Source organism: Streptomyces sp. RPT161 (assembly GCF_027533845.1).
Classification (GTDB): domain Bacteria; phylum Actinomycetota; class Actinomycetes; order Streptomycetales; family Streptomycetaceae; genus Streptantibioticus_A; species Streptantibioticus_A silvisoli_A.
The window spans coordinates 25,097-37,984 of record NZ_JAPZVN010000014.1 but is presented as its reverse complement, the minus strand read 5'-3'; the positions used below and the strand labels follow the sequence as shown (position 1 = coordinate 37,984).

General features: G+C 72.4%; 6 protein-coding genes and 1 pseudogene. 5 read left to right on the top strand and 2 right to left on the bottom strand.

The genetic code is table 11. From position 1 onward, the window contains the following. Positions 1–81: 81 nt before the first annotated feature. Positions 82–1,746, bottom strand: coding sequence for a serine/threonine-protein kinase (locus O5O46_RS24260; RefSeq protein WP_269857678.1), 1,665 nt, complete (start codon positions 1,744–1,746; stop codon positions 82–84). 457 nt (positions 1,747–2,203) lie between these two features. On the opposite strand from O5O46_RS24260, the gene O5O46_RS24255 reads away from it, so the two are divergent. The 5 genes from O5O46_RS24255 to O5O46_RS24235 all read left to right on the top strand — a co-directional run bounded on the left by O5O46_RS24255 (position 2,204) and on the right by O5O46_RS24235 (position 11,695). Beyond that, complete coding sequence (locus O5O46_RS24255) at positions 2,204–5,443, top strand: FtsK/SpoIIIE domain-containing protein (protein WP_269857677.1); 3,240 nt, start codon at positions 2,204–2,206, stop codon at positions 5,441–5,443. Between the two features lie 132 nt (positions 5,444–5,575). Beyond that, positions 5,576–6,946, top strand: coding sequence for an ABC transporter substrate-binding protein (locus tag O5O46_RS24250; RefSeq protein WP_269857676.1), 1,371 nt, complete (start codon positions 5,576–5,578; stop codon positions 6,944–6,946). Between the two features lie 6 nt (positions 6,947–6,952). Further along, positions 6,953–8,308, top strand: coding sequence for a carbohydrate ABC transporter permease (locus O5O46_RS24245; protein WP_269857675.1), 1,356 nt, complete (start codon positions 6,953–6,955; stop codon positions 8,306–8,308). Continuing rightward, positions 8,305–9,180 (top strand): carbohydrate ABC transporter permease, encoded by an 876-nt coding sequence (locus O5O46_RS24240; protein ID WP_269857674.1) that lies wholly within the window; start codon positions 8,305–8,307, stop codon positions 9,178–9,180. Before O5O46_RS24245 ends, O5O46_RS24240 begins: the two co-directional genes overlap by 4 nt. 115 nt (positions 9,181–9,295) lie before the next feature. Further along, on the top strand, positions 9,296–11,695 hold the full coding sequence (locus O5O46_RS24235) for a bifunctional glycosyltransferase/CDP-glycerol:glycerophosphate glycerophosphotransferase (protein ID WP_269857673.1): 2,400 nt from the start codon (positions 9,296–9,298) through the stop codon (positions 11,693–11,695). 16 nt (positions 11,696–11,711) lie between these two features. Here the strand turns inward: O5O46_RS24235 and O5O46_RS24230 are convergent. Beyond that, positions 11,712–12,737, bottom strand: a pseudogene (locus tag O5O46_RS24230) (acyltransferase family protein); the annotation flags it as partial. Positions 12,738–12,888: the final 151 nt, after the last annotated feature.

The following is a 12,888-nucleotide window of genomic DNA, read 5'->3' as shown; positions in this document are numbered from 1 at the left end:
GTCGACAAATCTCCAGAGTTGGCGCCAGGCGGGCCCCTGGATCACTCCACAGGACCCGCCTCGTCAACCGCCCGTTGCCCGTCAGCCGTTGCCGATCATCCGGTTCGAGCTGCGGCCGAGGGCGGAGACCCAGTGCCAGGCGGAGCTGATCCAGCCGGACGTGGCGTCGTACCAGCTCTGCCCCTTGGCGACCCAGTCGGGCACCGGCGTGAAGTTCCACACCAGTACGGCGATCACCACCAGGATGAAGATCATGAACAGGCAGCCCTTGAGGCAGCCCAGGCCCGGGATCCGCATCGGGGTGCGCTGGCGCGGCTCGCGGCGCGGCGCCGGTTCGCGCTCCGGGCGGCGCTGCGGCTCGTAGCGCTGAGGCTGCGGCTCGTAGCGCGGCTGCGGCTGGGGCTGCTGGTAGCGGGGCTGCGGCTGCTGGTAGGGCTGCTGCGGCGCGGCGGCGGGCTGGCGGCGCGGGCGGCGGCGCAGCGGGTCCTGGCTGGGGTCGAGGTACTGCAGCTCGGTCTGCTCGTTGCGGCTGCGGGCGGCGTTGAGCTGGGACTCCCAGGGGTGCGGCCCCTGCGGCTGTTGGGACTGCTGCGCCTGGGCCGCCGGGGTGGCGTCCGGCAGCGGCGGCATCACCCGGGTGCCGTCGCCGCCCATGGTGGGCGCGGAGTGCGGCAGCACGCTGGTCGCGCCGTTGGGGTCGTACTGCGGCTGCCCGTACTGGCCGTACGGCGCGGCGGCGCCGGTGGGCAGCACCTGCGTCGGATCGGCGGCGCCCGCCGGTCCCCGCCCGGCACCGGTGCCCACTCCCGTGCCGGGCACCTGAGCAGGTGCCGGGTCCGGGGCGAGCAGGGCGGCGACCCCCAGCGCGGCCTCGGCCGCGGCCGGGGTGGCGTGCACGCCGATGCCGTGGCCGACGACGCGCAGCGCTCGGGCCAGGTTCTCGGCGCTGGGGCGCTCGTCCGGGTTCTTCCGCAGACAGTGCTCGATCACCGTCCACAGCGGCTCGGGCACGGTCGAGGGGCGACGCGGCTCCTCGCTCAGGTGCTGGTGCAGCACTTCGAGCGCGCTCTCGCCACGGAACGGCGGATGCCCGGTGACCAGCTCGTACATCAGGATGCCCGCGCCGTAGATGTCCACCGCGGAGGTCTGCGGCTTGCCCTCGGCGGACTCCGGCGCCACATAGGCGGGCGTACCGACGAATTCATGCGTGCGGGTGACGCCCGGGGAGTCGGCGAGCCGCGCGATGCCGAAGTCGGTGAGCATCGGATGCATCTGGGAGCCGTCCGCACTGCTGGCCAGCAGGACGTTGGCGGGCTTCAGGTCGCGGTGCACCACACCGTCGGCGTGGCTGGCCGCGAGCGCGTCGGCGATGCCCGCGGTGAGCAGCGCGGCGCCCATCGGGCTGAACGGCCCGTTCTCCCGCACATAGCGGTGCAGGTCAGGACCGTTGACCAGGTCCATCACCAGGGCCAGCAGCTCACCCTCGACCACCAGGTCACGGGTGCGCACGATGTTCGGATGGGTCAGCCGCAGCAGGACCGAGCGCTCCCGCAGGAAGCGCATCACCACGTCCGGATCGCCGGCCAGCTCCTCCTTGAGCACCTTGATCGCCACGGCCTCCCCGGCCTGCGACGCGGTGCCCTCCACGGGGTCGGCCGCCTCGCGCACCCGGCCACGCCAGACCGTGCCCGTGGCACCCCGCCCGAGCGGCTCCTCTAGCAGGTACTTGCTGCCTACCGGCCGCACGTCATGCGCTCCCAGTCGTGGTCGACATCCCTTGCCGGACCCGCCCGCCGGTCGCCCCCGCCCTCGCCGGGGGTTGCGCGCCGTGGCGTCGATGGCCCGTTCGCCCACTGTAATGCCGAGCCGCCGTACCGGTCCGCGCTCTGTGGGACCGACGGCGTGACGGCCGTGACATGGGGCTTCTGGCTAGGACGCGACGGACCGGCGATCGGTTGCCCGGCAGCCGGGCACTCCTGTGTGAACGTCCGGGCCCGCATCCGCGTTCACCACGGAACGAAGTTTTCGATCCCGGCGGTGATCGAAATACGTCCGAAACGCACCGGTCGCCGACCGTTCAAGATCGTTATACGGGCCGCCGGGGGCGGAGTGTCAGTGGCAGGTGGGAGGATGCCTCCCGTACGACGCGGTGGGGGACGGCGCCCCTGCCGGGCTTCTCGGGTGAGAAGGGACGCGGACGACGATGCAGATCCGGCTGACCGTCCTGGGGCCGCGCAGCGGCCGTGCCTGTGACGTGCTCGTGACCGCTCCGGCGGACACGGCGCTCGGCACGGTGGCGGGCGCACTCGCGGCCAGTGTCGGATCCGGGCAGCCGGTGCGCTCGTCCGGCTCCGCGGTGGCGCTGTACGCGGGAGCGGAACGACTCGATCCGCAGACCGCGCGGCTGGGCATACCGCCTCTGGTGGACGGCGCGGTGCTGTCGGTGCACACCGCGGCCGAGCCGGAGCACGACGATCCGGAAGCCGCCGCCCGCCTCCAGGTGGTCGGCGGTCCCGACGCGGGCGGGGTGCACCTGCTGCACGGCGGCCAGGTGCGGATCGGCAGATCGCTGGAGGCCGACGTACCGATCGACGATCCGGACGTCTCCCGGCTGCACTGTGTGGTGACGGTCGACCCCGGCGGCCAGATCACGGTCGCCGACCTGGGCTCCACCAACGGCACCCGGGTCGACGGCCGCCCGGTGGACGACCGCCCGGTACCGCTGCCGCCCGGCGCGCTGCTGCGGATCGGCGAGTCCACGCTCCGGCTGGATCCGGCCGACGGCCCGCCCGCGGGCCTCGTCGTCGTGCCCGACAACGAGGGGCACCTCCAGGTCGTCCTGCCGTCCCCCACGGGGTACGGAACGGGGTCCTACGCGCGGGTACCCGCGCCCCGCGGGCCGTCGGGCGGCTCCGGTTCCGGTCATGGAACCGGCCAGGGCGCGGACCCGACAGCCTCGGGCGGCCCGGCCGGCGCCGGTCAACCGCCCTCGCGTACAAGTGAGTTCGGCGCGGAACGCACGGCGGCGCGCGGTGCCGACGAGGACGCCCGAACCGGCTCCCCGGAAACCGGCGTGAACCAGCCACGTGCCGCCGCCCCCGAAGCCCGCACCACCCACGCCACCGGCACCAGCCCCGTCGCCCGCCCCACCCGGCCTCCCGGGGCGGCGGCGGACGCCCCCGGCCCGGACAGCGCCGGAACCGGCGCAACCCCCGCACCCGGCCCGGCGGAAGCACCCGAAACCGATCTCACCGCGCCCGAGGCGGACGCCCACACTTCCCGTGCCGCCACCCGCGATCGGCTGGCGGCCGTCGCGCGGGACGCGGTGACGCTGGCCGGGCGCGGCGGTGTGCTCGGCGAGGCCACGGCCGCGCGCGGCGGGCTGTCCGGCGCCATAGGCGCCCTGGCCCGGCGGCTCGCCTCGGGCCGCGCCGCCGGACGCGGTGACCGCGCCCGTACCGGGCAGGACCGGCTGGCCGCCGAGGCCGCCGCGCTACGGGAGCGGGCGCCCGACCCGGCCGCCGTACTGGTGACCGCGCTGGGCCCGGGACCACGGCTGTGGGAGCGCGGCTGCGACCACCCCGACGCGCTGGCGGTCCGGCTGGGCAGCACCGATCTGCCGACCGACGACGGCCCGCTGCCCTCGGTGCCGGTCACCGTCGGCCTGCGCGGCGCGGGCTCGCTGGGGATCGTCGGCCCCCGGCCGCGGCTGAGCGGCCTGGCCCGCTCGGTGGTGGCACAGCTGTGCGCACTGCACTCCCCCGCCACCCTGGAACTGGTGCTGATCAGCGCGGACCGCTCACGTGGCGCGGACCAGCGGGCCGACGAGTGGTCCTGGCTGAACTGGCTGCCGCATCTGCGTCCGGCGCACGGCCAGGACTGCCGGCTGCTGCTCGCCTTCGACCGCGAGCAGGCCCAGGCGCGCACCGGCGAGCTGGCCCGAAGGCTGGACGAGGGGCCGCTGGGCACCGGCTGGCCCTCGGCGGAGCCGGAGGCGGTGGCCGCGTTGGCGGCAGGACGCTCCGGCCCGTACACGGTCGTGGTGGTGGACGGAGACCCCGGTTCCACCGCGCTGCGCGAGTCGGTGGCGCGGCTGGCGCAGGCGGGCCCGGCCGCCGGGATCCATCTGGTCTGCCTGGCCGAGTCGGCGGACCGGCTGGCGGCCCGCTGCGGTGCGCTCGCCCGGTTGGAGGGCGATGTTGCGACGACCCTGGCGCTCACCCCGGACGGCCCGTCGCACGCGGTGGTGGACGCGGTGTCGGACGCCTGGGCCGAGCGGTTCGGGCGGGCGCTGGCGCCGCTGCGGGAGGCGGACGGCATGGGGCGCCGGGCGCGTAGCGCGCTGCCGGAAACCGCCCGGCTGCTGGACCAGTTGGACCTCGCGCTGGCGACCCCGTCGAAGATCTCCGCGCGCTGGACTGACGAACCCACCGCGCCCCGGGCCGCGTTGGGGGTCGGGCCGGAGGGCACGGTCGCCGTGGACCTGGCCGCCGAGGGCCCGCACCTGCTGGTCGGCGGCGCACCGGGCGCGGGCAAGACCGAGCTGCTGCGCTCGGTGGCGGCGGCGCTGGCGGCCGCCGCCCGGCCGGACCAGTTGGCGCTGGTACTGGTCGACGGTGCGCCAGAGCGCGGCGAGGGCCTGCGGGTCTGTACTGACCTGCCGCATGTCTCGACGTATCTGGCCGCCTCCGACCCCTCCCGTATGCGGGAGTTCGCCCAGGCGTTGACGGCCGAGCTGAAGCGCCGCGAGGAGTTGCTGGACGGCGAGTCCTTCGACTCCTGGCACGCAACGCACCGGTTCGCCGAGCGGTTGGCGGCGCCGCGCACCGACACCGGCGCGCAGCAGCCCTCCGCCGAGGGCGCGGTGAAACTGCGCAGCAAGGCCGCGGCGGAACTGCCCCGACTGGTCGTCGTGGTGGACGACTTCGACGCGCTCACCGCCCCCGCGCTCGGCAGCCCGGGCCGCCCGGCGGCGGGCTCGGTGGTGCGGGCGGTGGAGTCGCTGGCCCGGGCCGGGGCCCCGCTGGGCGTTCACCTGGTGGTGGCGACCGGACGACCGGAGCGTACGGCGGGCACCGAGGCGGACGACCGCGCCCGGCTGAGGATCGCGCTGCGCACCGAGGACCCGGAGTCCGCGGCCCTGCTGGTGCATGTGGAGGAACCCGCCGCGCTGGCCGAACAGCAGCCGGGACGCGGGTACCTGCGCAGGCCGGACGGGGCGGTGACGCCGTTCCAGGCGGGCCGGGTCAGTGGACGGATCCCGCGCACCGCCACGCTGCGGCCCACCGTCGTACCGGTGGAATGGGAGCGGATGGGGGATCCGCCGACCCGGCGGCCGGTACGTGAACTGGGCAACGGGCCGACGGATTTGGCGCTGCTCGCCAGCGCGCTGCAACGGGCCGCGGAGTCGTCGGGGGCCGACGCACCGGTTCTGCTCGTCTGACGCGCCCGACTCCCCGTCAATTGCCTTACAACACGGTCACGATCGCCCCCTTGGCCGCGCAGGCGGCCTTGCGGGGGCTGAGCGGCGGGCGTACGACTGTCGCACGGTTCCGGCAGGCAGGGGGAGGGGCAGATGCGTACCTCGCGCACGGCTCATGCCGCGCTCGCCATCACGGCGGTGGCCGCGCTCGCACTCGGCGCCGCAGGCTGCGGCGGCGGTGGCGGCAAGAGCGACAACGGCGGCCAGTCACCGGGCACCGGCGGAAGCCAGTCCTCCGTGAAGCTGCCGGATCTGCACGGTCAGCACCTGGAGTTGGCCGCGGTGTGGACGGGCCCGGAACAGCAGAACATGGAGAAGGTGCTCGCCGAGTTCGAGAAGCGCACCGGCGCGTCGGTCACCTTCACACCGACCGGGGACAGTGAGTCCACCTTCCTCGGCACGAAGATCGAGGGCGGCCAGCCGCCGGACGTCGCGCTGCTCGCTCAACCCGGTGTGCTGGACCAGTTCGCGCAGAGGGGCTGGATCAAGCCGGTCAACGCCGATGTGCGGGCCCAGTTGGACGCCAACTACGTCCAGGGCTGGCAGAAGTTGGGCGCGTACAACGGCAAGCAGTACGGCGTGCCGTTCAAGGCCGCCAACAAGTCGCTGATCTGGTTCAACACGGCCGCCTTCCAGTCGGCGGGCGTCAGCGTGCCGAAGACCTGGGCGGATTTCCTCAAGACCGCCCAGACGATATCCGATTCGGGCATCCCTCCGGTCTCGGTGGGCGGTGCGGACGGCTGGCCGCTGACCGACTGGTTCGAGAACGTCTATCTGAGCCAGGCGGGCCCACAGAAGTACGACGAGCTCACGCAGCACAAGATCAAGTGGACCGACCCGTCGGTGAAGGACGCGCTGACCACTCTCGGCCAGCTTTTCGGTAAGGACCAGCTGCTCGCGGGCGGACATAAGGGCGCGCTCCAAACAGATTTCCCCAAGTCGGTCACCCAGACATTCACCGGCAACCCGCCCGGGGCGGCGATGGTGTACGAGGGGGATTTCGTCGCCGGGTTCATCGAGTCCGACACCAAGGCGAAGATCGGCACCGACGCCGAGGTCTTCCCGTTCCCCGCGGTCGGCGACGGCAAGCCGCCGGTGACCGTCGGCGCGGACATCGCGGTGGCCCTGAAGGACACCAAGGGCGCTCAGGCACTGCTGACCTTCCTGGCGACACCGGACGCGGCGAAGATCTGGGCGCAGCAGGGCGGCTTCCTCTCCCCCGACAAGTCCCTCGACCCGTCGGTGTATCCGGACGATGTGACACGGGGTATCGCCAAGGCACTGATCGATGCCGGGAACGACTTCCGCTTCGATATGTCGGACCAGGCCCCGGCGGCCTTCGGCGGCACCAAGGGCGAGGGCGAGTGGAAGGACCTCCAGGACTTCCTCGCCAATCCCAGCGACGTGGCGGGCGCGCAGAAGGCGCTGGAGGCCGATGCCGCCAAGGCGTACGGGAACGGCTGACCGGCGATGTCCGCCTCGATGGCCGCACCCGGCGCGGCCGGTCCCGGCACGCCGTCGGCCGCAACGCCCCGCGCCCGCAGGGGACTTGTACGGTCCCGGCCCTGGGTGGCGGTGTTGTTCCTGCTGCCCACGCTGGTGCTGCTCGGCGCGCTGGTGGTCTATCCGATCGGCTACTCGATCGTGCGCAGCCTCTACGACGCGGGCGGCTCCGGCTTCGTGGGGATGCGGAACTACGGCACGGTCTTCTCCGACCCCGGGACCCTGACGGCGATCAAGAACAACGCGGTCTGGGTGGTGGTCGCCCCGTCGATCACCACCGCGCTGGGGCTGATCTTCGCCGTGCTCACCGAACGGGTGCGCTGGGGAACGGCGTTCAAGCTGGTGGTCTTCATGCCGATGGCGATCTCCATGCTGGCGGCGGGGATCATCTTCCGGCTGGTCTACGAGCAGGACCCGAGCCAGGGCGTGGCCAACGCGGTGGTCGCCGGGGTCCACGACGTGTTCTCGCCCAGCTCGGTGTACCCGGGCGCCCGGCCGCGCCCCGGCGCCGATCTGGTGCCGAGTGGGGGCGGCTCGTACACCACCCGGTCCACGGCGCGGCCCGGAACCCCGGCGCTGCTGCCGCTGGTCGGCATCCCGGAGACGAAGCTGCCGCCCGGCGCCGAGCAGGCAGCACCGCCGCACGGCGGCGGCATCACCGGCACGGTGTGGCTGGACTTCCATCCGGGCGGTGGCGGCCGGCCCGGCGTCATCGACCCCGGTGAGAAGGCCCTGAAGGGCGTCACCGTGCAGGCGGTCAGGGGCGGGCGCGTGGTGGCGTCCGCCAGGACCGCGGCCGATGGCACGTTCACGCTGCCCGCCGCCGCGGCGGGCGCCCGACTGCGGCTGCCCGCCTCGAACTTCGCGGCGAAGTACGGCGGCGTCGACTGGCTCGGCCCGACGCTGGTGACCCCGTCGATCATCGGCGCCTATGTGTGGATGTGGGCGGGCTTCGCGATGGTGCTGATCGCGGCCGGGCTCGCCGGTGTGCCACGGGAACTGCTGGAGGCCGCGCGGGTGGACGGCGCCAACGAGTGGCAGGTGTTCCGCAGGATCACCGTGCCGCTGCTGGCACCGGTACTGGCCGTGGTGCTGGTCACGCTGATGATCAACGTCCTGAAGATCTTCGATCTGGTCTACATCATCGCCCCGGGCGCCACCCAGAACAACGCGATGGTGCTGGCCCTGAAGCTGTATCTGACCTCCTTCGGCGGCGGCGACGACCAGGGCGTGGGCAGCGCCATATCCGTCCTGCTGCTGCTCCTCGTACTGCCCGTGATGGTCTTCAACATCCGCCGGATCAGAAGGGAGCGACGCCGGTGACCACCGCCCCGGTACGGCGCACACCGGCCCTGGCGGCCCGGCTGGCCAGCCGGGCGGGCGGCGGCCTGCTGCGAGTCGCGCTGATCGTGATCGCGCTGTTCTGGCTGATGCCGACGGTCGGGCTGCTGCTGTCCTCGTTGCGCGGCAACGCCGACATCGCCACCTCCGGCTGGTGGCGGGTCCTCACCGCCCCCTCACAGCTGACCCTCACCAACTTCCGTACGCTGCTGGGCAATTCCGCCATCACCCACTCGCTGCTGAACACGCTCTACATCACCGTCCCGGCCACCGTGCTGGTGGTGGTGATCGGCGCGCTCGCCGGATACGCGTTCGCCTGGCTGGACTTCCGGGGGCGCGACTGGTGGTTCCTGGCCGTGGTCGGACTGCTGGTGGTGCCGGTGCAGATCGCGCTGATCCCGGTGGCCAGGCTCTTCGGCGACATCGGGATCTTCGGCTCGATCACCGGTGTGGTGCTGTTCCACACCGCCTTCGGCCTGCCCTTCGCGATCTTCCTGCTGCGGAACTTCTTCGCGGAGATCCCCCGCGAGCTGCTGGAGGCGGCCCGGCTGGACGGAGCGGGCGAGCTACGGATCTTCAGCACCGTGGTGCTGCCGCTGGGCGGCCCGGCCATCGCCTCGCTCGGCATCTTCCAGTTCCTGTGGGTGTGGAACGACATGCTGGTGGCGCTGATCTTCGCCAACAGCGACTCGGCGCCGATCACCGTGGCGTTGCAGCAGCAGGTGCGGCAGTTCGGCAACAACATCGACGTCCTCGCCCCCGGCGCGTTCGTCTCCATGGTCATTCCGCTGGTGGTGTTCTTCGCCTTCCAGCGCCAGTTCGTCTCCGGCGTCATGGCGGGTGCCGTCAAGTAGCCGCCAGGCGTGGCCCGTTGGCGGGGCGGTCCGGATCCGGGCGGCCCCGCCGAGTGCGGCGGGGGCCGTAACCGGGCAGGGACCTGAGCAGTTTCCTTCCTGGAAGGGATGTGCCGTGACCCGCTTCAGCGTCATCGTTCCCGCCTACCAGGTCCAGGCGTACCTGTCCGAGTGCCTGGAGTCCGTGCTCGCCCAGGAGTACCCGGACTTCGAGGTCATCGCCGTCGACGACCACTCGCCGGACGGCTCCGGCGAGATCATCGACGACTTCGCGGCCCGCGACCGCCGGGTGGTCCCCGTGCACCTGCCGCGCAACCGCGGCCTCGGCCCGGCCCGCAACGCCGGGATGGCCCGTGCCAGCGGCGACTACCTGTTGTTCCTCGACGGCGACGACACCTTCGCGCCCGGCGCCCTGCGCGCCATCGCCGACCGGCTCCGGCACACCGGTGACCCCGATGTGCTGGTCTACGACTACGACCGCACGTACTGGACCGGCGAGGCGCGGCGCAACGCCCTGTCGCACCACCTCGGCCAGTCGGGCCCCCCGGTGTTCACCCTCGACGACCGCCCCGAACTGCTGCGGCTGTTGATGATCGCCTGCAACAAGGCGTACCGCCGCGAGTACATCGCCCGGCTGGGCCTGACGTTCCCCGCCGGCTTCTACGAGGACACCCCCTGGACGTACCCCACACTGCTGGCCGCCGAGTCGATCGCGGTGCTCGACCAGGTCTGCCTGCACTACCGGCAGCGCCGGCGCGGCAACATCCTGTCCACCACCAGCCGCCGCCACTTCGACATCTTCGACCAGTACGACCGGGTCTTCGCCTTCCTCGACGAGCGCCCCGAACTGGCACGGTGGCGACCGGTCCTGTTCGAGCGGATGCTGGACCACCTGGGCACGGTCTACAACACGCCCGGCAGGCTGCCGCGTTCGGCCCGCGCCGAGTACTTCCGCCGCTGCCGTGCGCAGTACCACCGCCACCGCCCGGCCCAACGGCACCCGGCGGCGTCCCGGCGCGGCGCGGTGCGCTACCTGCTGACCAGACTCGGCGCCGGACGGACCTACCGACTGCTGTGGCGCGTCGACCAGTTGGGCCGGGCGGCGCGCGACGCGGCCCGGGCGGCGTACCGGAAGCTGCGGGCGGGGCTGCTCCTGGCGCACTACCGCCTCCAGGCGCACCGCCGTATCGACCCCGACCTGGCGGTGTTCGCCGCCTACTGGAACCGCGGCTACTCATGCAACCCCGCCGCCATCGAGGCCGCCGTCCGCCAACTGGCCCCGCACATCCGTACCGCATGGATCACCACCCCCGAGTTCGCGCACACCCTGCCTGAGGGCGTACGACGGCTGCACCCCGGCTCCGCCGCCTACTGGACGGCGCTGGCCCGGGCCAAGTACCTGGTCAACAACGTCAACTTCACGCACCGGCTGGTCAAACGGCCCGGTCAGATCCATGTACAGACCCACCACGGCACACCGCTCAAGCACATGGGCCTGGACCTGCGGGACTATCCCGCCGCGGGGGCGGGCACCGACTTCGAGCGGCTGATGACCCACGCGGACCGCTGGGACTACGTGCTGTCCGCCAACCGCCACTCCACCTTGGTGTGGGAGCGCGCCTACCCCGCGTCCTACACCACCCTGGAGTACGGCTATCCGCGCAACGACGCCCTGTACCGCGCCAGCGCCGAGGATGTGCTGCGGATCCGCGACCGCCTCGGTATCACCACCGGCACCACCGCCCTTCTGTACGCCCCCACCCACCGCGACTACCGCCGCGGCCAGGTCCCCCTACTGGATCTCGGACGCCTGGCCCGCGCCCTCGGGCCGCGGTTCGTCCTGCTGGTCCGCTCCCACTACTTCTACCAGCAGCCACTGACAACGGCCCCGGCAGACGACGCGGCCACCGTCATCGACGTCTCCGGGCACCCCTCGGTCGAGGAACTCTGCCTGGCCGCGGACGGGTTGCTCACCGACTACTCGTCCGTCATGTTCGACTACGCCAACCTGGACCGGCCGATCGTCGTCCACGCCGGGGACTGGGCGGCCTACCGGGCGGCCCGTGGCACGTACTTCGACATCACCGCCGAGCCGCCGGGCATCGTCGCCGAGGACGAGGAAGCGTTGATCGAGGCGTTCACCAGCGGCGCCTGGTGCGGCCCGCGCGCCGCCGAGCTGCGCGCCGCGTTCCGGGCCCGCTTCTGCCGCTACGACGACGGTCACGCCGCGGAGCGGGTGGTCCGGCGGGTGTTCCTGGGGGAGCGGCAGGCGGACGGCGTACCGCCGGTGCTGCCGCTTTCGGACCGCACCCCGGCCCCGCCGCCCGGCGCGTGCGCGAACGGCGGTCAGCGGAGCGCTGAGCGCTCCGCTGGGGGCAACAGGCCGATCGGCCTCAGCGGCCGAACACCTGGCGCGGACGGCGGAACGACGGCTCCACTGCCCAGCGCGCGATCTTGCGCACCGGCGGCGTGGTCAGCAGCAGCGCCAGCGCGACCGCCCCGACCGTCAACGTGATGACCGCGGGCGGCCCGGAGTTGGCCACCAGGTCGTACAACCCGTTCGCCTGCGCGGACTTCACGATCAGCCCGTGCAGCAGGTACGGGTACATGGTCACCGTGCCCAGGGCGGTCAGCCACAGGTGACGGGCGGGCACCAGCGCCAGCGCCGCGCCGACCAGCACCGCGCCCACGGCGAACAGCGCGGCCCTGATGGCCACGTACTCCACTGCGCCGACGTGCAGATCGGTGGCGCCGTACTCCATGGACAGCCAGTCCGCGTTGGCGGTGGGCGCCAGGATGTACGCCACCGGCAGGGCGATGACCAGCGCCGCGGCGGCCCACAGCCGTACCGCGCGGCGTCGCAGCCAGCGGAAGTGCTCCGGCTTCATCAACAGGCCCGCCACGAACCACGGCAGGAACTGCAGCACGCGGGAAAGCGCCAGATCGGTACTGACGTTCGTCAACCCGGCGACCACCGAGACCAGCACCGACACCAGCAGCGGCTGCGGCATCGCCCGCCACACCGGCGTGGTCAACCGCCAAACGAACAGCGCGATCAGGAACCAGCACAGGTAACTGGGGTAGGTCAGATCCATCTTGAACGGATGACCGTCCGCCTCGGCGACCACCGCCAGATAGAACGTCTCGAAGATCAGGTACGGCACCAGGACCGTCTTGATCAGTTTGCGCACCTGGTCGGGGCGCGCCTCGAAGCTCCGCGAGAAGTACCCGCTCAGCAGGATGAACGCGGGCATGTGGAAGGAGTAGACCACCAGGTACGCGGCCTTGACCGCCCGTGTGTGGCTGATCAGCGGATACCAGTTGTGACCGATGACGACCAGGACCACCAGCAGGAACTTCGCGTTGTCGAAGAAGGGGTCACGCTTCGGCCTTGTTCCGGCCGCCGTGGCGGGCCGCGCCGGGGAGTCCACCTCCGGTGCCCCGGAGGCTGATCCGTTCTTCTGCAAAGTGTCGGCTGTGGTCACTGTGAAGACGCTAGTGAGCACCCCACCCCAGTTCGCAAGGGGGCGGGCCCGGATAACCCCTACGGGTGACATGACTCATACGACTAATCAGGCCATTCGGAGGTAACGGACGGGCTCTCGAAACCGGCGCATCCGTCAATCCGCCCTATTGAGTGACCGGCGGACGACGCGCCGAAACCTGGGGGAATCCCTCCCTCTCGGGCCGCGCGGACACCCGGCCCGG

Coding starts and splice junctions, on each gene's coding strand:
- O5O46_RS24255 (WP_269857677.1), top strand. CDS start 2,204: ATGCAGATCCGGCTGACCGTCCTGGGGCCGCGCAGCGGCCGTGCCTGT.
- O5O46_RS24250 (WP_269857676.1), top strand. CDS start 5,576: ATGCGTACCTCGCGCACGGCTCATGCCGCGCTCGCCATCACGGCGGTG.
- O5O46_RS24245 (WP_269857675.1), top strand. CDS start 6,953: ATGTCCGCCTCGATGGCCGCACCCGGCGCGGCCGGTCCCGGCACGCCG.